Source organism: Salinibaculum rarum, from assembly GCF_030505615.1.
Taxonomy (GTDB): domain Archaea; phylum Halobacteriota; class Halobacteria; order Halobacteriales; family Haloarculaceae; genus Salinibaculum; species Salinibaculum rarum.
Genome location: NZ_CP129992.1, coordinates 1,656,599 through 1,680,829, shown reverse-complemented (window position 1 = coordinate 1,680,829; position 24,231 = coordinate 1,656,599). Strand labels below are relative to the sequence as shown.

Below are 24,231 nucleotides of genomic sequence, written 5' to 3'. Positions count from 1 at the left end.
TCGACGGGCCCGCACTAAAGAACTGGTTTCGGGCGGCTGTCCCCACCCTGTTTGGGGGGTCGTTTTTTGCGTGGTCGCGTTGTAGGATGTGTATGACAATGAAAGGCTCCGGCCGTGCGACGGAGTGGCAAGAGGTAGACCGGTTCGGCGACGAAGAATCCGGTGGCGTCGGCTGGATTGCGTACCCCGGCGAGCGGATGCAGCGGGCCAGTCACGCACTCGCCGTCGACGGCGACGTGTACGTCATCGACCCCGTCGACGCGGAGGGTGTCGACGACCTCTTTGCGGAGTTTGGCGAGGTCGCTGGCGTCGTCATCCTGCTGGACCGGCACAAGCGCGATGCGGCCGCTATCGCGACCCGACACGACGTGCCGGTCTACGTCCCCCACTTCATGGCCGACATCAGGAACGACATTCCGGCACCCGTCGAATCGTTCCACCGCGAACTGGCCGATACCGGCTACGTCGCCCACCCGGTCCTCGACAACGTCGCCTGGAGCGAAGCCGCCCTCTACAGCGAGGACACCGGCGTGCTCGTGGTCCCCGAGGCGGTCGGCACGGCCGATTACTTCCTGACCGGCCGGGAACGACTCGGCGTCCACCCGGCGCTCAGACTCATGCCACCGAAGAAGCTCAACCGACTCGCCCCCAGTCGGGTGTTGGTCGCTCACGGAGAGGGTATCCACAACGACGCCGATGGCGCGCTGGACGACGCACTGTCCGGGTCCCGGGGCCGGACGCCGAGCCTCTATTTCAACATCGTCAAGCGCTCGCTCCCGATGTGACCCGAGCCACGGTGATGATAAGTGACCTGGCGGCATAGTCGAAGGCGTGCTGTACGCGACGCAGGGACTGGTCGAGACGTTGCTTCGCCTCGCCCGGGAACGCGAGCCAGACGAGACGACGATTTCACTGTCGGTCACACCGGCCGGGGAACTCCCGGAGACAGACTTGGACCCGGAGACCCCCGTTTTCACGCACTTTTACCTGCCGAGCGCGGGAAGTTCCGTCAACGCTGTCTTCGGCGTCGACCTCGGGACCCCGGCCGGACAGACGCAGGGCCGGTTCGTCTCACACCCCACCGGCGACCTGCGGCTCACGAAGCGCGACGACTTCCACGAGGTCATTTTCATCGCGGTGCCGCCGTGGGACGAAGACTCCATTGCGGCGTTCGACCGGACGGGCACAGAGCAGGACCTGACGGTCCTCGACGTCGAGCCACCGGAGGAACGAACGCCCTGAGAGGGTCAGTCGAGATAGCCGAGGTCTTTGAGCTGGTCGGCAATCTCGTCGAACTCCGCCTCGGTCAGTTCACCCTGTTGCTGGTGTTTGATGACGATACTCCGGAGCAAGAATCGAACGAGGTCGCTGGTACTGGAGAAACTCGTCCCTTCGATTGTCTCTTCGACGCGGTCACCGAGGTCTTTCGGTATCGAGACGGTCGTGTACTCGGTCATGCCCGGGGAGACGGCAGCGGCGGGGAAATGCGTTGTGTCACCCGGCGCGGCCGCTCGGGCAGGTGAGAACAGCCGAGAAGTACGTCGATTACTCTTCGGTTCCGGACCACTTGTCCGAGAACATCTCGGGACAGGGGTTCGTGTTGTACGGGTCGAACGTCTGCGGGGCATCTCGTGTACTGAACTGCGTTGTCGCTGTACGCGTCTGTGACATCTCGGGTGTGTGGGGTTGGGTGCTCATTGGGTTTGGGTGGGTGGACGGACAATCGGAAGACGACACTGCCGGACAATTAGAGTGAACAGCGTACCGCGCGTACAGCGACCATCATACTTCTATCTCTATAGCGGACCATAATAAATGTTCATGATGATGGGGCGTGTGTGAACTGTCCTCACTCTCCGACGACCAGTTGCTCGGAGTAGTCGGTGAGGTTCTCGTAGCCGTCCTCGGTGACGACGACGAAGTCCTCGATTCGGATACCCCCGACCTCGGGGTCGTACAGACCGGGTTCGATAGTGATGACGTGACCCGGCTGGAGTGTCTCGCCGCCGGGGCTGACACGGGGGAGTTCGTGGACGTCCAGTCCGACGCCGTGACCGGTGCTGTGGATGAAGCCGGTCTCGGTTCGTTCGTCGCTGCGAAGCGTCGGCAATCCGGCGTCCTCGTAGACGTCACAGACCGCGTCGTGGACCGCCCCACCGGTCACACCCGGTTCGACGGCCTCGAGGGCCGCCTCCTTTGCTCGCTGGGTCAGGTCGTACCACTCGCGGACAGTGTCGGTGGGCTCGCCCCGGCAGAATGTGCGCGTCATGTCGGCGTGGTACTTCGTGGCTTTGTCACGGGGGAAGATGTCGACGATGATGGGTTCGCCGGCGACGAGCGGGCCACTCCCCCGGTCGTGGGGGTCGGCCGCGTCTCGGCCACAGGCGACGATTGTCTCGTCCAGCGCACAGCCGTGTCGGAGCAGTGTCACCTCGATGGCTTCCTTGACCCGTTCGCTCGTCAGTACGTCGCCGTCGTACTGGAGACGACCCGCCTCGTCTATCTCGGCCGAGGCGATGAGCGTTTCGGCCCGCTCCATCGCGGCCTCGTTTGCCCGCTGTGCGGTCCGGATGTGGTCGACTTCGGTGTCGGTTTTCGTGGCGCGAATCTCCGTAATCGTCCCGTCCTCGTCGGGGACCACCTCGATACCCTGCTCGCGGAGGCCGTCGGCCGTCCGAAGCGGGAATCGCGGCGGGACGGCGACGCTGTCGACGCCGTGGGCCGAGAGAAAGTCGGCGTGGACCCGGTCGACGGCCTCGCGGTGGCCGTACGCTTCGATTTTCGCTTCGTGGTCGAAGTCGACGTACCGCTGGACGGTCGTCGCCGCGCTCTCCTCGACGGCCCGGCCGTACTCGAGACTGCGCGCAAAGAGCAGGCGAACGTCGCCGTCGTACAGCGTCAAAAACGGGTCGGGAGCGTCGAAGCCGGAGAGATAGTACTGGTCTGAGTCGTCGGACGCGGCGTCGATGAGATAGCCGTCGACACCCTGCTCGTCGAGCGCGGCGTCGAGTGCCGAGAGGTCGCGGTGCATACCAGAACTCGTGTGGCCACGGATAAATAGAGTCGCCATTAACCGGCGTCAGCGTTCGGCCACGAGGTACGGCACCTCGTCACCGTCTGCACCCAGTACCGTTTCGTCCCGGCGGGACTCAATCACCGTTCCACAGTTTGGACACTCGTAGGTAATCGAATGGGCGAGTACGTGGAGCGTCCAGTCGCCAGTGATAGTGCTCTCGTGACTGCACTCCGGACAGTAGAGCATCGCCTTGTCGGCCGGCTGTCGGTCAGGAGTGGAGTCAGAGGGCGTCATTGCTATAGATAGCCACTAGGCAGGGATAACCATGTCGCCGCTCGTGGTCGAGCACCAACTGCACAGTCGCGAGGCGCTGCCGGGACGTGAACTCTTATATACGTAGTGTCGGTGCACCGTCATATGGACGAGCGTCAGGCGACGCGGCGACACTATCTACTCGGACTCGGCACGGTGGGCACGGTCGGACTCGCGGGCTGTATCGTCGAAGACGAGACACTCTCGAACGTCAGCGACAGTTTAGACTCCGACGAGGACTCCGAGGCGACAGCGGAACCGACGGCGAGCGAGTCGCCGACGGAGTTCCGGACGGAGACACAGCCGGATTTCGGGGGCCATCTCGACGCTGCGAACAACTACGACGGCACAGTGGTCGACATGCGCGGCCGCGCGGAGGTGAGGGTTGCTGTCGGTGCCGGCAGCGGTCTGGCTTTCGACCCGGCCGCAATCCACGTCGACACGGGGACGACGGTCATCTGGGAGTGGACCGGCGAGGGTGGCGCGCACAACATCGTCGCCGAAGACGGCAGTTTCGACACCGGGACACCCAAAGCGTCGGGCGCCTTCGAGTACACCTTCGTAAGGGACGGTATCTACAACTACCACTGTGTCCCTCACGAGGCCAGCGGGATGCTGGGCTCGGTCGTCGTCGGGAACAGCTATCCAACCAGGGACGGCCGGTCAGAGCCGACTGCTGTCGCCTCGGAGTATCTCGGCGATGCGAACAACTACGACGGATTCGTCGACGCGCGCGGGCACGACGAGGTGAACGTCACCGTCGGAGCAGGCAACTCCGGGCTGGCGTTCGACCCGCCCGCTGTACACGTCGACCCGAGGACGACGGTCATCTGGGAGTGGCTCGGCGACGGTGGCGCACACAACGTCGTCGCCGAGGACGACAGTTTCAGCTCCGGCAACATCGTCGGTGAGTCTGGCCACACCTTCGAGAGGTCCTTTGTGGACCCTGGCCTGACCCGCTACCACTGTGTGCCACACGAGGGCATCGGGATGAAAGGTGCAGTTCTCGTCGGCGGTGACGGGCCGGATTCGTACGCCGGGACCTACGACTCCAACGGCGGGAGCGGACCGGATTTCGGCGGGTATCTCGACAACGCACTCAACTACGACGGCTCGGTCACTGACATGACGGGGTACGACGAGGTACCAGTCGAAGTCGGGGCCGGAGATAACGGTCTCGGGTTCGGCCCAGCCGCGGTTCGCGTCGACCCCGGAACGACGGTGGTCTGGGTGTGGACCGGCGAAGGCGGCGCACACAACGTCGTCGCCGAGGACGGTCGTTTCGAGTCCCCCGAAATCGTCAGCGAACGGGGAACGACGTACGAGTTCACCTTCGAGGAGGCGGGAATCTGCAGGTACTACTGTGTCCCCCACAAGGCAATCGGAATGAAGGGCGTTGTCGTGGTCGGGACAGCGTAACCGACCGTAGCCGTTCCTCGGCGCCGACAGTTTCCGGTTTCTCTGTAGAATGGGTGCTGTCGTGGCACTCCCCAGTGCAACGAGTGTCGAGCGCAGCGACCGAGCCGAGAGACGGTATCCTCATGTTGTGCCCGTTCCACGGGCAGGTATGGACGCGGACATCTCCCGGTCGACAGTCAGCGGGGCGGCACAGGCCCCACCCTCGAAGAGCTACACACACCGTGCGATTCTCGCCGCGGGCTATGCCGACGGCGCGACAGTCTACGACCCGCTCGTGAGCGCAGACACCCGCGCGACCGCACGCGCTGTTGAGGCCTTCGGCGGCACCGTCATCCACGATGAAGACGCCGGTACGATGGAAATCGACGGCTTCGGCGGGACGCCTGACGTGCCCGACGACGTCATCGACTGTGCCAACAGCGGGACGACGATGCGTATCGTGACGGCGGCCGCCGGACTCGCCGACGGTCTCACCGTCCTCACTGGCGACGAGTCGCTTCGCTCGCGCCCACAGGGTGCACTTCTCCGTGCGCTCGACCAACTCGGCGCGCGGGCAGAGAGTACGCGTGACAACGGGCAGGCACCGCTCGTCGTCGGCGGCCCCATCGTCGGCGGCACCGCCGCGATTCCTGGCGACGTCTCCTCGCAGTTTATCACCGCCGTGTTGATGGCCGGCGCGAACACCGACGCCGGCATCGACATCGCCCTGGAGACCGAACTCAAGTCCGCCCCCTACGTCGACATCACACTCGAAGTGATGGAGGCGTTCGGCGTCCAGGCCCGGAAGACGAAACGCGGTTTCTCTGTCGCCGGCCACCAGACCTACGACGCCGGCGACGGCTACAACGTCCCCGGCGACTTCTCTTCGATGTCGTATCTCCTCGCAGCGGGCGCACTCGCCGGCGACGACAGCGTCACGGTCACCTCGGCCTATCCGAGCGCCCAGGGCGACCAGGCTATCGTCGACATTCTCGAAGAGATGGGTGCCGCCGTCGACTGGGACCGCGACGCTGGCGAGATTACGGTCGAGGATAGTTCCCTCGAAGGTATCGAAGTCGGCGTCGAGGATACGCCGGACCTCCTGCCGACGATTGCGGTGCTGGGTGCCGCCGCCGACGGGACGACCAGAATCACGAACGCAGAACACGTCCGCTACAAGGAGACAGACCGCGTGAGTGCGATGGCCGAGGCGCTGACGAAGATGGGCGCGAACGTCGAGGAAGAGCAGGAGACGTTGACCATCCACGGCGGCGACACCGAACTACAGGGAGCGACCGTCGACGGGCGCGCAGACCACCGCATTATCATGGCACTGACCGTCGCCGGACTGGTCGCAGAGGGGACGACGACAATTCGGGGTATCGAACACGTCGACGTATCCTTCCCCGACTTTTTCGACGTGATTTCGGGACTGGGTGCGAGCGTGCAGCGAGAATAGGGCGAACACGACCGAGTCCCCGACCAGCCACCTTTCTCAACATTGAAATGCCAGCGCGCCCCAGAAACTGCCAATGAACGGGAATCGCTTTGGCAGACTCTTTCAGGTGACGACCTACGGTGAGTCCCACGGGGAGGCGATGGGCTGTACCGTCTCCGGCGTCCCCGCCGGCGTCGAACTCTCCGAAGAGGACATTCAGGCGGAACTCGACCGACGGAAGCCGGGCCAGTCGATGATTACCACCTCACGAGGCGAACCCGACGAAGTGACGATTAACTCGGGTATGCAGGACGGCTACACGACGGGCACCCCCATCGGGATGGTCATCCAGAACAAGGACGCCCGCTCGGGCAAGTACGAGCCCTTTGTGACCGCACCGCGTCCCTCCCACGGCGACTACACCTACTCCGCAAAGTTCGGCACCCGCAACTGGGGCGGCGGCGGGCGCTCCTCGGCTCGCGAGACGGTCAACTGGGTCGCTGCCGGCGCGATTGCAAAGGAGATTCTCGACCAGTCCGACTACGACGTCCAGGTCAAAGCCCACGTCAACCAGGTCGGCGACATCGAAGCGCCCGAGGTGAGTTTCGAGGAGATGCTCGAACACACCGAGGAAAACGAAGTCCGCTGTGCCGACCCCGAGACGGCCGAAGAGATGCGTGAGGCAATCGACGAATACCAGCAAGCCGGCGACTCCATCGGCGGCTCCGTCTACTTCGAGTGTCGCGGCGTCCCACGCGGGCTCGGTGCCCCCCGGTTTGACTCCTTTGCGTCCCGTCTCGGCCAGGCAGTCTTCTCGATTCCCGCGACTTCCGCCTTCGAGTTCGGGAAGGGCAAAGCGACCAAGACGATGCGTGGCAGTGAGCGCAACGAGGACTGGGAGTTCGACGACGGCGAGAGCTACCCGGAGACAGTCAGCGAAGAGGGCGACCCCGTCCCGGTCGGCAACGACCACGGCGGCATCCAGGGTGGAATCACCACTGGAGAGCCAATCTACGGCGAGGTGACCTGGCACGCACCCACGTCGATTCCGAAGACCCAGGAGACGGCCGACTGGGAGACCGGCGAGCGAAAAGAGATTCAGGTCGTCGGCCGCCACGACCCTGTCCTGATGCCGCGTGCCGTCCCCGTCCTGGAAGCGATGCTCAACCTGACGATTCTGGATTTCATGCTGTTGGGCGGCCGCATCAACCCCGACCGACTCGACGACCGGCCCGGCGAGTACGACACCGAGTATCACCCCGAAAACCCCGTCAACGACCCCGAAGACGCAGACACGCGCGCCGAAACCATCGACGAATAGATGTACCCACCTCTGGAGTTCTCGACGGCCGTCGCCGGCATCGCCCGCGAAAAGTACGCCGAGTGGGGACTGTTCCAGCCCGACATTCCGGGGTCGTGTCTGGAGCAGCGCTACACCGACGACGCGTCAGAATTCGTCGACGTTGGCGGTGCCCGCGTCCACTACCGCGACGAGGGACCCCGCGACGGGCCGACGCTGCTTGCACTCCACGGCGTCTACTCCTCGCTGCACACCTGGGACGGCTGGGTCGACGCCCTTGACGACGTGCGGGTCGTCCGCCTGGACTTGCCCGGCTTTGGGCTGACGGGACCAAACGAGAAGCGGGAGTACAGCCTCTCGTATTACGTCGATTTCCTCGACGCGTTCTGCGAGACACTCGGCCTCGACGAGGTGACACTCGCGGGCAACTCACTGGGCGGAGCTATCGGCTGGCGCTTCGCTGTTACCCATCCAGAGCGGGTCCAGAAGCTCCTCTTGCTCGATGCCGGCAGACAGCAACTCCTGCCGCCCGAGGCAGAGTGGGTCGTCTCCCCCGGCTTCGACGTGGTGCCACGATACGTCACGCCGCGGGCGACGACGCGAGCGATTCTCAAAGACGCCTACGGCGACACGGACAAACTGACACGCGACACCGTCCGCCGGTATCACGACCTTCTCTTGCGGACTGGCAATCGGAGAGCGGTCATCAAACTGGCCCAGAACGCGACGCCGGCACCGTTCGAACCCACCGCCGTTTCCTGTCCCACACTCGTCCAGTGGGGCGAAGAAGACGACTGGCTCCCGCCGTCGCTCGGCGAGCAATTCGCCGAGGAGATTCCCGACGCGACACTGCGAACCTATCCCGGCGTGGGCCACGTCCCGATGGAAGAGGCACCCGTGCCGACGGCCCGCGACGCCGCTGCATTCCTCGACTGACGGCGCCCCCGCTCGTTGCTCCGGTAACATCACGCATCGGGAAACGAAAAGGGCCAAGACGCTACCGGGCCGAACGGAGGTATGGCCACACTCGCCGTGCTCGCGGACCCCCCAGTCGAAGGAGTCGTCCTGTCGGAGATTGCGGAGTCGACACCGCTGACAGCTGCGGAAGCGACGCGGCTGTACGAAGCGATGCTCACGGACCTCTGTCGCGGAATCCAGGCAAGCGCCGGCGACCTGCTGGTGAACTACCGGCCCGCAGACCAGGTGCCCGCGGATGTCGACCCCGAAGCGTCGCTGCGTGCCGTACTCGACGACGCGCTCGAAGAACCCGACGAGGCCCGCTACGAGGTGCAGGTCGGCGAGACGTTCGCCGGTCGCGCCGGCAATACGGCGACACACTTGCTGGAGGAAGAAGACGAGGACAGCATCGCCATCGTGACGCCTTCGACACCCTTCCTCGGGCGGGAACAGATTGGGTCGGCGGCGATGAAGATTCGCTCCAGTGACGTGGTGCTCGGTCCGGCAAGCGACGGGCGAGTCCACTACGTCGGCCTGTCCGAGACCTTCGACTTCGAGAACGCCTACGCGTCGCCGGCCGTCGAGACGCTGACCGCTCGCGCGCGGGATGCAGACCTCGACGTCGACTTCCTGCCGATGGCTCCCGTCGTCGAGACCGGTGCGGACCTCGCCGACGCAGTCGCTCAGATTCGGGCCCGACTGCGCGCAGAGCGCAACGTTCCCATCGAGACGGCGACCGTCATCGACGACCTGGGTCTGTACGTCGAAGAACAGGACGGCGGGATTGCAGTGGCGCGAACTTCCGACAGTTCTTAGGTCACCGCCGAAAAAGGTTCCACTGCGGTGGGGTGGCAGAGCGGCCTATTGCGCCTGCCTTGAGAGCAGGTATCCGAGAGGATTCGTCTTCCCCCATGAAATCACCCGATAAGCGCCTTCTACCCCGAGTATAGTTGATTCGCACTTATAAAATTATAGGTTCATAAGTCTGGCCGATATTGTTCCTATCTTAATTTCGTTAGCCGTAATTTAGGGGTGATTCTCCGGTCTGATTTATATACTCTCGCCGTTTTCCGAATAACAGCGCTAAAATCCTTTCGCCGTCTGTTGCTATTGCGCTTGAAGACGGTGGCAACCAACGTCTCCGACGTCGAAGAATAATTGTCGGTGTGCTACCAACAGATGGGCATGAGCGACGACAAGAACCCACCTGTCCGCATACCCGAAACCGCCGACGACGCTGTGGCAATGGTCGAAGAGGATATGGACGAAGACGAAGAGTTAGACGAAAAGAAACGCAATCTGATTCGGGCGCAAAAAGAACTTATAGACGGCGACTCCGAGTAATTCGACGCTGACCTACTCCGGTATCTCAATTCGACAGAACTCGCTTTCTCCACAGTCCGGACATTCCTCGGTTCCCGGTGACACGCTCGTTCCGCAGTTGCGACACTCGACTACGACCTTCGGCCCACCACCGGGCAGTAGCCGAGTGAGAACTGTGCGGACACCCATCGTCCTTCAACCTACAGGTACCGGCGAGTTAACCGTGGCAGACAACTCGTTTTCAGCGGAAATCCGGTGTGTTCGACCCACAAACCCGCCAAAGGCTTACGTTCAGGGACGCCAAAACAACGATTGGAAGGAACACGTCACACGCTTCTTCCACCCCTTTGCATGAGTACCGACGAATCGTCACTCGGCCGCTGTCCGGATTGCGGCGAGCCTATCCCTACTGCGTGGCTTCTGGTCGAGTACGAGAAAGACGACGGTGAGACCGGCATTTGGGCGGAGTGTCCCGACTGTGCGGACGTTGTAGCGCCGGAATAGCGGAGACAGCAAAGTCAAGTATTCTTCGTCGCGTATCCGATGTAAGGTCTACAAATGGAGATTTCCGACCAACTTCGCTGTCTGTTCTCTGCTACTGTCGAAGAGCGAGACGATTCCTATGTTCTCGAAGTTCCCGAGCAAGAGATTCGGCTTGGCGACATTCAGCAGGGTGAGACGTATCGCGTGGCTGTTCTCCCTTCACCGTCCACCGACGACGCCAGCGACACTGAAACCCAACCAGAACGCAAGCGTGGCCCGCCGAAGCCACCGGTCGAAGAGGGCGAGACTCGCACCGTCGAGATAGAAGACATAGGCGACCAAGGCGACGGTATCACGCGTGTCGAGCGTGGATTCGTCGTCATTGTTCCCGACACCGAACAGGGAGAGCGCGTCACTGTCGAGATTACTGATGTGCGAGAGAACGTTGCCTTCGCGGAAGTTGTTGAACGCGTGAGTTACTACGACTGACCTCTTCTTCCCCCGAGATTCGTTCGCAGGGTTTGATAAGCCGCCGCTGTGACGTGACAGAACAAGATGAATAGGGACGCTGTTAGGGAGTATGTCGAACAATCTGACGCCGTTCTTGATTCTTCACCGCAAATGGACGAGGCGAATACCAAAGCGGCCATCTTACAGAGCCATAGCGGAATCAGTTTTCTCGAACTGCTAAATTGGGAGATTCCTACCAATACGCAACTCGAATACTCGGTCGAAGCGTTCGGACAGACCTACAAGGTGGACTATGCCCTGATTCTCGATGGAACACCGGTCGCGTTTCTTGAAGCCAAAGGCGCGGACACAGCCCTGACCGACGACCACGAAGAACAGTTGTCGTCCTATATGATGAATCGGAACGTGAACTACGGGATTCTGACGAATGGGAAACAATACCGCTTCTTTCAGCGCCGTGTGGACGCGTCTAACGTGAATGTTCAGAAGGTCGGTGACGTAGCCCTCGAAGACCTACCCAACCGTATTAGACTGCTTAAAGCCTACACGAAGGGAGATATTGAGACGGGTAGGTCAAAAGATTTCTTTGAACGAATTAGTGAACTCCGTGAAGCCCGGCAAATACTCAAAGACAATAAGGAAAATTTGGCAGTTAAACTCTCAGACGTACTGGCCGAAGAAGTCTCGGATAACCTCACCTCGCTTGCGGAAACCCAATCCAAGGAAATGATTGACCGGCTCGTCGCAGATATTGAGTCCGAGATTGACGCCGACGGGAAGAAGTCGGAGCGTGAAATCACTGATTCGCTCGATGAAACGCCCGGAAAGGTGGAGGGTTCAGACGTAGACGGAGAGTATGTTATCGAAATACAGGGAGACAATAGTACTCTCGTTGTCCTTGATGGTGACAACCAGAGCGATGTAATGGCTGACGCTGTAGACTATCTTATTCAGAACCATGACCTGATTTCCCGTATCGAACCACTGCCGTATGTCCCCGGAAATAAAAACGCCCTAATCAATGACCAGCCAGTTCATCCCGACGATGAACGCGATATGAGAACGTATCGTGAGTTGACGAACGGCTACTATCTGTTCACGAGTTTCAATAAGCGGGACAAGAAGCGTCATATCGAACGACTGGCAGACAAATGCAACCTCGCTATTGAGTCAAAAGGCGGCTGGTAGCAGATTCCGAAAACATCGCCACCAAACGAATTACTGGCACGAATCCGTAGTTCCGCCCATGCCATTCCGGCTCTCCGAAGAAGAAATACCGGACGAGCAACCACACCGTAACCGCGAGTTCCTGAAGTGGGCGATACATGAGCGCGGGCTGTCGCTCCGAACTATCGCTTACGAACTCGGCGTCTCGAAGAGCCGCGTGACAGTTCACGCCGAGCGCTTGGGGATACTCCGACCATGGCGACACGAACCGACACTGCGCCGTCTGTACGTCAAGGAAGACCTTTCAGCGGACGAGATAGCGGCCCGTGACGAGTTCGATTGTAGCCCCACGACCGTTCGGAAGTACCTCGCGGAGTACGGGCTGGCCGACGAGAACGCCGACGAAGTGACCTACGGCAGACTTGACGACCTCGGCAGTGAATCGCCCGCTCCGACCACATAAATACTAAAGAGCCATACCCCGACGACGCCGTTACGAGCGCACCCCGACGACGACTGTCACTGGCCTGTCTTCGGCCACCAGTCCACTGCTCTCGCCCTCAAAGTCCGACGCCGACGCATTCCCCACGCCGTCAAAGGCGACCGTCACGAACGGATACGCGAGCCGTATGAGCCGCTATTCCGCTTCATAGCGCTATGAAAATCGGACTGTTACACTCCCGCTGATACGCATATCTCTATGGAGAGTGTCGCCGCTCGTATTTTTCGCCATCGCTTGAACCCCCACCCCTGCCCCCGGCTGTCCCGGCCCGACTCCCGTCCCCACCAGCCCGGCCAGTCCCGGCGACCCCGACGGTCGTCCCCCGGTACCCCGGTGGGTGTGTGATACTGTATCATGCGCTCGTGCTGGTGCGTGCTGTGTGAGTGTGTACCAGTCGGGTGGCCCCACCGGAGAGACTGCCTCTGTGGCCCGTAGGCCCTCTTTTCGAAGTTCTCCACCCGGCTCTTAGTCGGCTTTAGAGACTCTAAGAGGCGGTTTCCTCCGTTTCGGCCCCATCCCCTATATCGGAATGTATCGAGATAGCCGGTGAACTGTGTGAGCCTCTTCGACCCCTCTCATTCCGATATAGGGAATGAACAAGGAGACGCCCCGGTGGGGTTTTCTGAAAACACCCCCGGTGTCGATTTGAGAAAGCCGGGATACGAGTCCCACATCACCGACCTGATTTTGGGTGGTCAGCCCTTTCGCTCTGCTATTATCCCTATCAGCAGACTCTCGAAATCGGCCTGAACCGAGTATTACCGACAGTATTATTTCTGTTCGATAGTATGTTCTACATGGGTTCCAAGTACCGTCCCCTTCCCACTTCTTCAAACCGCTCCATGCCCGCATAGAGCGATTTAACGGTGGTTTTATGCCATTTTAGCCTGTACCAAATAGTAAGAGCAAGACCTGTGGGACGGTACTTGGAACTCGGCGTCTCACAGCCCCCACGAAATAAAAAATCGCGGTAAATCCTATCGACGGGGTAGGTTGGGCGGGTTGCGGAAGAGCCACTTGTGTTTCTACCGATACCCGTTATCGCGGCGACCAGTGACCGGCTACAAGGTCATGGGGCCGGTTAGAAGGAAACTCTCTCACCATACAGGGCAACGCGGCGATAGCCCGTTACGGTGGCTAATCTGTTAAGTGAGAGGCCCCTACATCCGGATGGTACTCACCCGCTGTTCTGTTTCAGAGTCCGATTCAAGGCCGGACGATGAATCGAATCAGGATACAAAACTAAATGGTGACATACTCCATCCTGAATCCATACTGCTTGAGGTAGGAAGACACGCAATTCCAAAAGCCCGAATGGTGTCCGTCAACGAGGGGGCGGAGAACAGAGGATAATGTTCCTCTGAAACGTATCTCTATTATTAACCCTTGTAGGGGGAAAGTCTGTCCAACGCCTCGTCAGTCCGCACTATCCCCTCGTCGTTAGAACCCCTACCTTCGCCATGAACACCGGACGACCTCGTTTACCGGCTACCGAGAGTCAACATCTATTCGTGCTTCACCACCCACATCCAACGAAACCGTAACGAACTCTCCGTTGTACCCCAAGGAACCGTCTCCCTTCTCGGTGAGTACACCAGACGACACAGCGTCGTCTATCAGGGTGTCTATGGCTTCGTGGTCGTTCGGGGCGAACCACCGATGTTCGAGGTGAGTCCGAAGGTCGTCACGGTCTACAGGCTGGTCAGTTCGGTCGGTTAGGTGTCCGAAGGTGTCCGCCCATCGAACGTGGCGATACGGCTCTCGTTGGGGCGTCACGCTTACGTGACGTATCGAGTTTTCAGTTCCTCTACCAGTAGTTGCTCACGCTGTTCTACGAACTCTTGGTAGTTCTCGGGGTCTAACGAAACATCAGGATAGCAGTTCACTTCTCGGTAGTGGTCTACCTGTGCTGAACCGAGTACATCGTCCATCCACTTCTTCGGCATTTTCGTCCCTTTCTGTCGGCGGTTCACAACCGAGTCAAGTAGTTGAAGATTACCAATTCGGTGAATGTCAACATCTTCACCGACGGCTTCAGCAACCTCGTCGTCGCGCGAGGCAGGGAAGATGTGGTCAACGTCGTAGTCCGAAATATCCTCTTGCTCGAATACGTCGTCAATCAGACCGAGGACGGCGGCGACGTTTCCACTGGTGAACGTCACGGTACCCGGCGCATTGGGGTTGTACCGGGCGTTATTGACTACTCGCTGAATATCCTCGCTCGCCGGACTGACATTGAGGGTACTGAACAAGTCCAACGCAGGGAACAAATCGTACTCACCACGGTTTTCAGCGAGAACGGGAATCATGTTCCGGGCTTTCGTCCGTCGAAGCAGTCCGTGGGACTCATTCAGCAGGAGCAACAGCGAGAAGAATTTGAACACATCATTCCGCAACTCGGGGTCGTGTTCATCTGCCGCCGGATTCTCGTAAAAGAACTTCGCCAGTAGCGTTACGTAGGGTACAGAGTCCATCGTTCGATTCGAGAATCCGATTCCGGTCAATGTCTCGAAAGCCCGACGTAAGCCCGTAGTAAACCACTCGAAATTAGCCGTTGTGACGCTCTCTGGACTTCCAATCCACTTCTTTCGCATTTCCTCTATATCCTGTTCGGAAAGGTCGTTGACAGAACTCTTTCCCGCGAGGTCGCCGTCAATAAGATAGTAAGAATAGCGCATGAACATATCCCGGTCAATCTCGGTTTCATACTCAGGATAATCATGCTTGAACTGTTCCGACCACTGTTCGACCTTATCACGGGGGTTGAACGCCCCATCAGAAACGTAGGGCCATGTACTCATAAGCCGAGATAGCATTAATTGGTAGGGACGAGGCTCAGAGCCTTGGATGTTGATTCGTTGGAATATTTCCTTAATATCCTCTGTCTTGTGCTTCACCTCGGTCGTGCTGAGTTCTGCGTTAAGGACATTCTGATAGAATGAATCAATAACGAGAAGCGTCGCTTGTCGGAATTTTTCACGCGTTGAGGCGTCTACGTCGATACTGGCGCTATCTACTTCTTCTCGTGCATGGTCACGGCTATTCTGTTGACGACGTACCATGCCGTCGTCAGCAATCAGATTCGGGATTGGATACCAGAACTTGTGAACCCCCTGTGAGCGTTCGTATCCAAATCTATCGTTGTCGCTAAGTTTGTCAGTTTGTTTGAACTCGAACTCGAAGTTTCCAACAAACTCGTTGTCGTCGTGTTCAGGATGGGCGAGAAGGTTCACACAGAGTTCTTTTTCGTCCCAATACTGCGCTTCGTCTCTGGTGTTCCCTGTTCCACCAGTGTAGGTGACGATACTACCGAAGAGGCCGATAAAGAGAGAGTTCAATCGTTGCTGGCCGTCGATAATGAGAGCGTCAGCGTCGTTGGCGTCTTCGGCCCGGTCGTTGTTTCGGATGTACCCTTCGTCCTTCAGTGCTTGCGGCACACGGCCCGAATCAGCGATGTAATTTTGAATGAACTCGTAGGCGTAGTAATCCTCTCGCGCTCGGCGGACGTTCCACTTGATTAACACGCCAATGGGGTAATCCCGCATGAGCGAGTCGAACAACATCTCAATCTGCGAGGGGTTCCAAACGAACTCGCGCTGTAGACCGGGAAGGAAGATACGACTGTTCAGGTCAGGAAGCATATCTTCGACAGTATCAGGCATATTGAGAACAGCGTAGGGCTACATTATCAAGGTTATTCGACTTATGCCCTCACCTTCGACGTTAGAACACCGATAGGTACTCTTCGACAACCTCGCGCTCGTCGGCGGTCAATGAGATACCGTTCTCTACTGACACTGGCCCATAATTATTGAGAGTTGCACCGATGTTCACATATGGACTCGAATAGCCACGGTTCAGTAGGCCCAAGAAACGAAAATCAGATTCGGGTCACGCAAGATAGGTGTGACCGTTGTGGATGTGTGCTGGACAATGTGAGCGTCGTAATTCCTGTAAACGAAGTAGAACAACCGGAGAATATTCGATACCTTCGACACCACTATGAATGCGAGAATTGCAACGACTCTGTAATTGCCCATCAGCCGAATTGTCCAACAGAAGGCGGCTATGGAACGAATCTACTCGCCCAAATAGTTCTCTTCCGCTATGAATATAGGATACCCTATAAGAAACTCGCAAATCTGATTCAACAACTCTATTCATGTGATATTCACCGAACAACAGTTCTCAATGCCTGCGAGCGTATGGAACGTACCGCTCGTTCTGAATATGAGGCTCTTCATGAACGGATACAATCAGCAGAAGTTCTCTACGCAGACGAAACGCCACACTTGGTTGATGGGTCAAAGAGTTGGATATGGGCGTTCACGACAGGTGATGAAACGCTCTATGTTTTCCGTGACAGTCGAGGGAGTGAAGTTTTAGAAGATGTCCTTGGCGAAGAGTTCACTGGAATTATTGTCTGTGACGGCCACCGCTCATATTCTGCGTACCACTCACACCTACAACGGTGTTGGACACATCTGCTACGTGGTACCGATAGTCTTTCTGACGATGACGCAGAAGCATGGGAGATTTACAATCGACTTTTCGAGATTTTTGACGGGCTAAAAGAGTTCGTGAACACTGACCCGTCTCCTGTTCAGCGAATAATTGTCCAACGAGAATCACGTGAGGAACTGCGACGGATTGCAGAAACAGAGGTCGAATCTGAAGACGCCGAAGACGTACTGACTATGCTCGGGAATGGTATCGGTCACTGGCTTACATTCGTTGTCTATCCACAGGTCAAGCCGACGAATAACACGGTAGAGGCTATATTGCGTGAGCCAATAGCAATGCGAAGAATCATCAGGACACTCAAAAACGAGAAGGGAATGAGGTTACATGAGACGTTCTTATCGCTACTTCGGACATGGAAACAGCGAGACGCTAATCCCTATACGGAATTGAAACGGCTGGCACGAAAAGTATAGAAATATCATATCTTAATCGTGTCAGGTTAACAGTCTTCAGACGACCAGCCAGCAAGTCAGTAGATTGCCCCAACGACAACCTCTCACTCGACGTCGGTCAAGTGGAGAGGTCGTCAATGTTTATGTCGGGCACCGACTCGCGGTATGCTTCGAGCCGGGCCAGCAGTTCCTCGACGTCGTCGTGGTTTAGGGGAAAAGTCATGGCAGTCGTGTGTGACAACATCTGATATGCACAGGCCACCTGACGGTCTTCAGGTGAGCGACCGTCTCACCCAAGATGAAATCGAAGAGTGGTTTGATACAGGTTTTGGCTATCGTATCTCCGGTATTAACCCACGTCGAGACGACAAGGATAACCGATATATTTTGGTCTTCGCTAACGAGGACGGCCCTTATGACGACTCTGTGAGGCAAGGACGGTTCGAGTATATCGGTGAAGGTCTCGAAGGCGACCAAAGTGAGGATTCGCCCGGGAACTCCGCACTCATTGACGCTGTGTCTTCTGACTTTCCGGTCTACTTCTTCTACGCCGAAACAGATAGACCAGAGTGGGAGTATCAGGGACAAGTGGATGTACTCGGGTGGCAACCCGAGGAACGAGGTGGTCGGCAAGTTCTGGTTTTCGATATGGAACATCAGGGTTCGTCGTCACCCGAGCAGACGCCCGGATTATATCTGATACCGGTCAACGACGATTGGCGTGAGAGGTTCAGGAACTCCGTCGAAGAACCGCACAACCTACAGCAGTATGGCGACGTCCCACCACAGATAGAGGGAATAGACCGGCTTCGGATTTGGGGGACTACTGAAACCGACGGTGACAAGAAACAATCGGCAATCGACCGAATGAGTCCCGACGATTGTCTTCTCTTCTACCATGACGGCGAGTTCTTCGCCGGTGGTACTGTCGGTCGCACATTCGAGAACCCCGATGTTGGGGAACTGCTATGGAACAATCCCGAGAGTCGCCATCTCTTCACGGTCGAGAACTTCACGCATGGCGTTCCGTCGATTGAGGAAGTATGGGACATACTCGAATACGAAGGTCGGCAAGTAGTTCAGGGATTCACCCGTGTTGCGGACGACCGTGTATCCAACATCCGCGAAGAGCATGGGTCGCTTGAATCTCTAATCGCTGAAACTGATGATAAGGAGCCGTCACAGGAAGAAATTGAAGAAGAGAAATCCGAGTTGGCACAAGCAGTAGAGTCAGAACCAGAATTAACCGAAGACGACACAGAGTACGTCGAGACACGCCGAAAAGCCCGCGACAGCGCATTCCGAGAATTAGTCTGGGATACGTACAACAACACCTGTGCCGTCTGTGGGAGTCAACGTGAGTCGCCTGACGGAAACTCTGAGGTAGAGGCGGCTCACATCTATCCGCATTCAGAAGGGGGAAGTGACGACATTCGGAACGGCATTGCCCTGTGCAAGTTCCATCATTGGGCGTTTGATTCCGGGTGGTTGTCGTTTACCGACGACCACGAAATCCTCGTAGCCGAAGCCCCCGACAAGAATGGGTATCACGAACTCAAGCAACTTGAGGGAAAGCCGTTACGTCTACCAGACAACGAAGACGCACAGCCACATCAGGTATTCCTTGAAAAGCACCGGCAACTCTACGGATTTGATGAATGAACGTCACAATTCAGGGAGAGGTACATGGCTCTGAAGAGGATAAGGAAGCAATCCTGACTCATGGACTGGAGTCGTTTGACTGTCTTCTAATCGAGGGAAGAAAACCCGAAATTGAAATTCAAAATTTGACTATCGGCTATTCTATATTCATTATTGGGTATGTGTTGGGTTCCTGGATTCAATCGACTATAGAGACTGAATCGGGAGTTGATTTGCAAGAAGAAGCAGAGAATGCAGACATTGAATATAATGACCAGATTGACGCTGACATTCCGACGATGTATCAGATGGTTCCCGAGCGATTGAAGCAGGTGATTGGTTTGATTCTGCTCCTTTTGATACCTGTTGCAATAATAGGAGTGAATAGGTTAGTATTAGTCTTGTACATTTCAACAATCCCTCTCTTATACACAGGATTGGTGGACAATGTGGGTATCCGCTTTGCCGGGGGTAAACGCAATCAATATATGGCAAATGAAATTGTCAGGATTGCTGATAGGGAGAATTATGATGAGGCGATTGTGCTTTGTGGTCAGTCCCATTTATACGGTTTAACGGATGAATTGGAGAGTCGGGGACACGAGGTGACCTCCCATGACTCGAACCACTGGCTACGCTATCCATACCTGATTCTGAAAAAGGTGAATGATGTTATAACAGCGAAATTATAGATAGTCTCGTAGTCTGTTCGGATACCATCGTTACACCGGTCGTAAATATGGCCTATTCAGACACCATTGGACGTCAGAGATGGTCGGCTCATTGGTCGCTTTCCGGTAATTCCCGGCGACCATCCCGCACACAGGGCCAACAAGGGAAGTCCCCGGAAAGTTCCTCACAGTCGCAATCCTCGGGACGGTCGTCGTCGTGGTCGCCGTCAGCACCGAACGAGTCGAGGGTGACACCACCGTCGGTCGCGGCGACCTTCGGAGTTCCATCGACGTGTTCTCCGAGTTGGGCGTCTACCTCGTCGGCGTCCACCCACGCAGGGATAGCCCGCTGACCAGTGGCGAAGCGAGTGCGGCGGATGTGTTTGCACTCGACTTCCCGGTACTGGTGGTCAGGACACGTACACCGGCCTTCACGAGCGTCCACACGGTACTCTGACCCGCTTTGCGTCGTCACCGAGTACACGTCGCCCCCAAGCGGAAGCGTCGTCATATACTCTGTCAGGGCGCGTACATCGCGTTGTTCGAGGTCGGTACTCTCATGCCTCTCGGCAGACGTAGTTTGCATTGGTCTTCTCTCACGAAGGCCACTGTCCGGCGTCCCAAGCGCCGGGCTTTCTCGAAGCGAGATTACCCCGAAGAGACAGTGACTCCGTACAATATAATAGGGGCTGTAGGATTATAATTGTGGGGAATTATAACTCTATAGACAATGCGTCAGGAGAATTAGCGACCGCTCACACTGCCGCACAGAGCCGCAGAACGAACGTCACAATGGACGGCATATACCACTTGTTCCGACGACGAACGCGCTCACGACCGCTCATGGCGCGCTCTCGGCTTGCTGGCGGTACGGCTATCTCCGAAAGTCAGGTAGAGTCGTCAATACACCCGCTCATGGCTGAATCGGGAACGAATAGCCGACCGGCGTTACTCTTTGTCGTCGGGTTCGAGTTCCGCCGCGTTGAGTTCACAGTCAATCCGAACGAATTAGTATCAAGGTATTAAACAAGAAAATATAGTGAGTTCGTCGTCACGCGCTGTTTCACCGGTTATAGCGAACATTCTAATCGTCGCTATCGTAGTGATACTCGCTTCTGTAATCTCGGTGTTTGCACTCGGGTTTACCGACGACGCCAATCAACCCGGCCCAATCGTTGGTCAATCAAGCGGTGAACTTGTGACACAAGACGGGAACAATGGTGGAAAAGTGAATATAACTCATATCGCAGGTGACACGCTATCCGCTTCTAACCTCGAAATTGCCGTCAATGCACAGGACGCCTGTGGGAAATCCGGTCGGTTAGTGAACTTACCAGCAAGTGGCGGCGACCCCGTACCGACGAGCGAGTACGTTCGTGGCGACGATATTTTCGACAACTCATATAATTCAGTAAGTGGGCCAATTGGCGAGGCTGGCGGGGAGTGGACAGCGGGAGAAACCGCCACCTTCCGATTAGCCAGTTCCGAATGTGAACTCAATATTGGCGAGAGTATTACTGTTCGCGTCGTTCACACGCCGACGAACTCGGTCGTGATTGAGCAAACATTGGCGGTGACGTAGGCAATAATAGATTCCAGTCTGGTTGTATGGTCGATACCGACTGTTCAGTGAGGGAAGATACAAGTCCGACGCGTTTCATTAGTCCGCTATGGTCGAAAAGAATGTTGGTGGCCGCGACCGACTCGTCCGCGCAGTGCTTGCCGCTGTACTGACTGTCGTGGCGATTAGTACGCTGAAGAAGGGTAAGCGAAAGACCGGCCTGTTGGCTCTCGTTGGGGCGCTCGGATTCGGGTACAACGCTACGACGTGTTTCTGTGGCATGAACGAAAAACTCGGTATCGACACGACCGACGAGTAGACGCCGAGCAGAGCCAGCCAAACACCTGTCAGCGGGTTCTATCCTAAGATAGAGGGCGCATGGCCTCGCTCTCGAACCCGCACAAAGCGTTAGAGAGGTTTCCGCAGGACGTGGCAAAACCACTTGCTTTGCGACGACTGCGCCCACCGTGCGCTTACCGCGCTCCCTCGGCTCGCTATCCCGAAGGTCACATTATCAGAATATTGCATTGATAGAACCCAAGAGCGGTGATATTAGCAATATATAGAATGACAGAACAATATAAGTACTTGCCACTTCACCGTCAAAATATAATGGGGCTGAATCGAAGACGCTACCTCGCAACTGTCGGAGCGACGGTCAGTGCGCTTGGTCTTACTGGCTGTACTGGAGGCGATAGTACCGAAAACTCTGATGACGGTAATGGAAGTTCTGGCGAGAGTGATGTATCCGCACAATGGAACTACAAAGAATATAGTGAGGTGCGATTCCCGTCACAAAGTGAGGGCGTCTCCTTCGAATCAGATGACGAGACTCAATACGTTGGTGTTCAACTGGAAGTAACGAATGAGATGAATGAGTCGGCTAATCTTATATACCTCCAAACTGCTCCTGAAGTAACTCTGTTTGCTGATGGGAGTAGTGATGACGTTTCGGTTCATAACCAAAGTGATTTTTCGAGTTTAGAGAGTGTTGGCGCTGGGGAAACAGTCGAAGCAACATTACTTTACACAACTCCGCCAGAAGCCTCCAGTTATACTCTTGAGACAAGAGAAGATTCCGAACACACATACGATATTAGTAGGGACGAGAATTTAGACATTGGACTTGTTGACCTAAGCAGTTCGTGAACACGAACGGAATACTTGCTCACCTTTCTGAAAGAGGTTGTTCTACGTCGTGCCGAAGGCCATGCAAGCGGGTACGAACGAGCGGAATAAAACGTTCAGGTGGACGTATCACCCCATCCTATCGAGTGCGTCTCGTCGGTCTTCGACTGGCGCTTGGTCATACTTGGCGGTCGTTTCGATACTCCGGTGCCTCAATTGCGACTGTGCGGCGGCAAGCCCCTCTTCTCGGGCCATATAAGTGCCAGTTGAGTGACGCAAAGCGTACCAACTTACATCCCGCTCAATGTCGGCAAGGTCGCACACGGCGTCAAGGACATATCGAAGCGACGACGCATTGTAGGGGTTCGAGTGTCGCGTAAGCCACAGCCGGTCAGTGTCTTCGTACTTCTCGTACATCCCACGCTCTTCGAGCCAGCGGGCGAGATATTCGGTCGTCTCTCGGCGCAAACTGACCGTCCAATTGTCCTCGTTCTTCGAGGACTCCGCTTCGGGGATACGAAGCGTGGCGTTTTCTACGTCCACCCAATAGGTTCGGGCGCGTCCTACCTCCACGGGCCGAAGACCAGCGTCGAGTGCGGTGTGGATGATACTTGGATACTTGAAGCCGTTCGCACGCTCCCAATCATCGCGTGATACTTCGGACGTGGGCTTACCGAAGCGACGAGCGAGGAACCGCTTCCACTTCGTTCGTTCCTCGGGTTCGAGTGCGGCATAAGCGGGAACAGTCCCGTATTCGAGCGCGGCCTCGCGGAGCGCAGTACGCTCGTCGTCGGACAGAAAGTCCCGAGGTTGCGAGACTCCGGACGACGAACTGATGGTAATGTCCGGCTCCCACTCGTCGCCGTGGAATCGGAAGTAGGCCAGCAGGGCGAGTTTCGTGTTGTGTAGATGGGTGTGTGAATACTCGTCATCGGCCAAGAGCAACGAGCGAAGGTATTCCTCAGCGTCCTCATGGCTCACGTCGAGGGTGTATCCGTCTTCTTTCCAAACTTCCCGAAGGAACCTGTCGATGATACTCGCGTAGTTCTTTGCGGTATGGTGTGCGTAGCCTTCGAGCGCGTCTGGATTCTTCCCCTGTCGCGTGAGCCACTTCAGCAATTTCCGGCGATGGCTCTCGTAGGCGACCCGTTGACGCTCATTGAGGTAATCACGAGACGGGCCGGGAATAAGAACGATACCTTCAACTTTCTCGGGATTGTTTCCACTCATAGTCCCTGTATGACGGCGATTTCAGCGGTTTCGGCGCGATTCAATCGAGGCACAATGGAACGTGTCAATTTCATTGGTTTCGTCCTCGAAGGCGCTGAAATCGCATGACGTAACGGGGACGCCCACAGATTGCTCGGTGGGGTGGCAGAGCGGCCTATTGCGCCTGCCTTGAGAGCAGGTATCCGAGAGGATTCCTGGGTTCAAATCCCAGCCCCACCGTCTTTTCAAAACGAGCGAGGCACCCGTCCGCCGGATTCGGCTTCGCGCAATTGCTCCAATCTCCACTGGCAGAAACGGCCCGTGGTCGTATCCGTCCTGTCGCTTTACTACGGCGCGCCGGCGATGACCATCTGGCTCTCTGCCTCGAAGGAGAGCGTTCGGGTGGCGTCAGCAGGGACTCGGACGGCATCGCCCGCGTCGAGTTGTACGTCGTCGCCATCGACTGTCAGCGTCGCGGCACCCTCAGCGAGGAAGTAGATCTCCTCCTGGTCGTCGTGTTCGTGGTCGTGTTCTTTGCCTTCCCAGCCGGCACTGGCATCGAGGACAGTGAAGCCGAGCTGGTCACAGTCGAGCGCGTCACGGAGGAAATGCATCCCGGGGGCGCGCGGTTCGACGTCGTCGTAGCTGACACTGGTGTGTGACATCGGTCTCTGCTTCGGACGCCAGCCGGTAAAAGATTCGCGCGGACGGCTTTTCCGACCACGGCTCCAGGAGAGA

At 57.2% G+C, this 24,231-nt stretch carries 26 protein-coding genes and 1 tRNA gene; 19 read left to right on the top strand and 8 right to left on the bottom strand.

From position 1 onward, the window contains the following. Positions 1-92 precede the first annotated feature (92 nt). Together QYL91_RS08940 and QYL91_RS08935 are read left to right on the top strand one after the other, a co-directional pair. Entirely contained in the window at positions 93-785 is a 693-nt protein-coding gene (locus QYL91_RS08940) for a hypothetical protein (RefSeq protein WP_302080156.1), read from the top strand. 46 nt (positions 786-831) lie between these two features. After that, positions 832-1,242, top strand: coding sequence for a JAB/MPN domain protein-containing protein (locus QYL91_RS08935; RefSeq protein ID WP_302080155.1), 411 nt, complete (start codon positions 832-834; stop codon positions 1,240-1,242). Positions 1,243-1,247: 5 nt separating this feature from the next. On the opposite strand, the gene QYL91_RS08930 is transcribed toward QYL91_RS08935, so the two are convergent. The 4 genes from QYL91_RS08930 to QYL91_RS08915 all read right to left on the bottom strand — a co-directional run bounded on the left by QYL91_RS08930 (position 1,248) and on the right by QYL91_RS08915 (position 3,310). Next, positions 1,248-1,457, bottom strand: a complete 210-nt coding sequence (locus tag QYL91_RS08930) for a ribbon-helix-helix domain-containing protein (RefSeq protein WP_302080154.1) — start codon at positions 1,455-1,457, stop codon at positions 1,248-1,250. A gap of 88 nt (positions 1,458-1,545) precedes the next feature. Then, positions 1,546-1,671 (bottom strand): hypothetical protein, encoded by a 126-nt coding sequence (locus tag QYL91_RS08925; RefSeq protein ID WP_302080153.1) that lies wholly within the window; start codon positions 1,669-1,671, stop codon positions 1,546-1,548. Between the two features lie 178 nt (positions 1,672-1,849). Further along, positions 1,850-3,031, bottom strand: coding sequence for a M24 family metallopeptidase (locus QYL91_RS08920; protein ID WP_302080152.1), 1,182 nt, complete (start codon positions 3,029-3,031; stop codon positions 1,850-1,852). A gap of 48 nt (positions 3,032-3,079) precedes the next feature. Then, entirely contained in the window at positions 3,080-3,310 is a 231-nt protein-coding gene (locus tag QYL91_RS08915; protein WP_302080151.1) for a DUF8106 domain-containing protein, read from the bottom strand. A gap of 123 nt (positions 3,311-3,433) precedes the next feature. Between QYL91_RS08915 and QYL91_RS08910 the strand changes: the two genes are divergently transcribed. From QYL91_RS08910 to QYL91_RS08865, 10 genes are all read left to right on the top strand, one after another. Further along, a complete protein-coding gene (locus QYL91_RS08910; protein WP_302080150.1) occupies positions 3,434-4,747 on the top strand; it encodes a halocyanin domain-containing protein in 1,314 nt (437 codons plus the stop codon). Between the two features lie 148 nt (positions 4,748-4,895). Beyond that, complete coding sequence (aroA, locus tag QYL91_RS08905) at positions 4,896-6,185, top strand: 3-phosphoshikimate 1-carboxyvinyltransferase (RefSeq protein ID WP_302080149.1); 1,290 nt, start codon at positions 4,896-4,898, stop codon at positions 6,183-6,185. A 73-nt stretch (positions 6,186-6,258) separates the two neighbouring features. Continuing rightward, positions 6,259-7,485 carry a chorismate synthase gene (gene aroC, locus QYL91_RS08900; protein WP_302080148.1) on the top strand — a complete coding sequence of 409 codons (1,227 nt, stop codon included), beginning with the start codon at positions 6,259-6,261 and terminating at the stop codon, positions 7,483-7,485. Then, positions 7,486-8,400 (top strand): alpha/beta fold hydrolase, encoded by a 915-nt coding sequence (locus QYL91_RS08895; RefSeq protein ID WP_302080147.1) that lies wholly within the window; start codon positions 7,486-7,488, stop codon positions 8,398-8,400. Between the two features lie 81 nt (positions 8,401-8,481). Then, complete coding sequence (locus QYL91_RS08890) at positions 8,482-9,237, top strand: glycosyltransferase family protein (RefSeq protein WP_302080146.1); 756 nt, start codon at positions 8,482-8,484, stop codon at positions 9,235-9,237. A 369-nt stretch (positions 9,238-9,606) separates the two neighbouring features. After that, a complete protein-coding gene (locus tag QYL91_RS08885; RefSeq protein WP_302080145.1) occupies positions 9,607-9,765 on the top strand; it encodes a hypothetical protein in 159 nt (52 codons plus the stop codon). A gap of 330 nt (positions 9,766-10,095) precedes the next feature. Then, the gene (locus QYL91_RS08880) at positions 10,096-10,248 is read left to right on the top strand and encodes a DUF7837 family putative zinc-binding protein (protein WP_302080144.1); all 153 of its coding nucleotides are present in this window, start codon (positions 10,096-10,098) and stop codon (positions 10,246-10,248) included. 54 nt (positions 10,249-10,302) lie between these two features. Beyond that, the gene (locus QYL91_RS08875) at positions 10,303-10,716 is read left to right on the top strand and encodes a TRAM domain-containing protein (protein ID WP_302080143.1); all 414 of its coding nucleotides are present in this window, start codon (positions 10,303-10,305) and stop codon (positions 10,714-10,716) included. Positions 10,717-10,782: 66 nt separating this feature from the next. Further along, on the top strand, positions 10,783-11,886 hold the full coding sequence (locus tag QYL91_RS08870) for a type I restriction enzyme HsdR N-terminal domain-containing protein (protein WP_302080142.1): 1,104 nt from the start codon (positions 10,783-10,785) through the stop codon (positions 11,884-11,886). Between the two features lie 58 nt (positions 11,887-11,944). Beyond that, positions 11,945-12,328 carry a hypothetical protein gene (locus QYL91_RS08865; protein ID WP_302080141.1) on the top strand — a complete coding sequence of 128 codons (384 nt, stop codon included), beginning with the start codon at positions 11,945-11,947 and terminating at the stop codon, positions 12,326-12,328. A 1,817-nt stretch (positions 12,329-14,145) separates the two neighbouring features. Here the strand turns inward: QYL91_RS08865 and QYL91_RS08860 are convergent. After that, positions 14,146-16,029: a DUF262 domain-containing protein gene (locus tag QYL91_RS08860; RefSeq protein WP_302080140.1), complete on the bottom strand. Its 1,884-nt coding sequence runs from the start codon at positions 16,027-16,029 to the stop codon at positions 14,146-14,148. Positions 16,030-16,203: 174 nt separating this feature from the next. Between QYL91_RS08860 and tnpC the strand changes: the two genes are divergently transcribed. The 3 genes from tnpC (at position 16,204) to QYL91_RS08845 (ending at position 19,616) form a co-directional block, all read left to right on the top strand. Beyond that, positions 16,204-17,304 carry an IS66 family transposase gene (gene tnpC / locus QYL91_RS08855; protein ID WP_302080139.1) on the top strand — a complete coding sequence of 367 codons (1,101 nt, stop codon included), beginning with the start codon at positions 16,204-16,206 and terminating at the stop codon, positions 17,302-17,304. A gap of 228 nt (positions 17,305-17,532) precedes the next feature. Next, complete coding sequence (locus QYL91_RS08850; protein WP_302080138.1) at positions 17,533-18,945, top strand: HNH endonuclease; 1,413 nt, start codon at positions 17,533-17,535, stop codon at positions 18,943-18,945. Next, positions 18,942-19,616 carry a hypothetical protein gene (locus QYL91_RS08845; RefSeq protein ID WP_302080137.1) on the top strand — a complete coding sequence of 225 codons (675 nt, stop codon included), beginning with the start codon at positions 18,942-18,944 and terminating at the stop codon, positions 19,614-19,616. Before QYL91_RS08850 ends, QYL91_RS08845 begins: the two co-directional genes overlap by 4 nt. Positions 19,617-19,704: 88 nt before the next feature. Here QYL91_RS08845 and QYL91_RS08840 read toward each other — a convergent pair whose 3' ends face one another. Continuing rightward, positions 19,705-20,181 carry a hypothetical protein gene (locus tag QYL91_RS08840; RefSeq protein WP_302080136.1) on the bottom strand — a complete coding sequence of 159 codons (477 nt, stop codon included), beginning with the start codon at positions 20,179-20,181 and terminating at the stop codon, positions 19,705-19,707. A 453-nt stretch (positions 20,182-20,634) separates the two neighbouring features. Between QYL91_RS08840 and QYL91_RS08835 the strand changes: the two genes are divergently transcribed. The 3 genes from QYL91_RS08835 (at position 20,635) to QYL91_RS08825 (ending at position 22,305) form a co-directional block, all read left to right on the top strand. Further along, on the top strand, positions 20,635-21,177 hold the full coding sequence (locus tag QYL91_RS08835; protein ID WP_302080135.1) for a type IV pilin domain-containing protein: 543 nt from the start codon (positions 20,635-20,637) through the stop codon (positions 21,175-21,177). 88 nt (positions 21,178-21,265) lie between these two features. Then, positions 21,266-21,475, top strand: a complete 210-nt coding sequence (locus tag QYL91_RS08830; protein WP_302080134.1) for a YgaP family membrane protein — start codon at positions 21,266-21,268, stop codon at positions 21,473-21,475. A 293-nt stretch (positions 21,476-21,768) separates the two neighbouring features. Further along, on the top strand, positions 21,769-22,305 hold the full coding sequence (locus QYL91_RS08825) for a DUF4352 domain-containing protein (RefSeq protein WP_302080133.1): 537 nt from the start codon (positions 21,769-21,771) through the stop codon (positions 22,303-22,305). 108 nt (positions 22,306-22,413) lie between these two features. Here the strand turns inward: QYL91_RS08825 and QYL91_RS08820 are convergent, their stop codons facing one another. After that, complete coding sequence (locus QYL91_RS08820) at positions 22,414-23,514, bottom strand: tyrosine-type recombinase/integrase (RefSeq protein WP_302080132.1); 1,101 nt, start codon at positions 23,512-23,514, stop codon at positions 22,414-22,416. Positions 23,515-23,649: 135 nt separating this feature from the next. On the opposite strand from QYL91_RS08820, the gene QYL91_RS08815 reads away from it, so the two are divergent. Beyond that, positions 23,650-23,733: transfer RNA gene (locus QYL91_RS08815), tRNA-Ser, on the top strand. Positions 23,734-23,840: 107 nt separating this feature from the next. On the opposite strand, the gene QYL91_RS08810 is transcribed toward QYL91_RS08815, so the two are convergent. Beyond that, positions 23,841-24,158, bottom strand: a complete 318-nt coding sequence (locus QYL91_RS08810; RefSeq protein ID WP_302080131.1) for a cupin domain-containing protein — start codon at positions 24,156-24,158, stop codon at positions 23,841-23,843. Between the last annotated feature and the right edge of the window lie 73 nt (positions 24,159-24,231).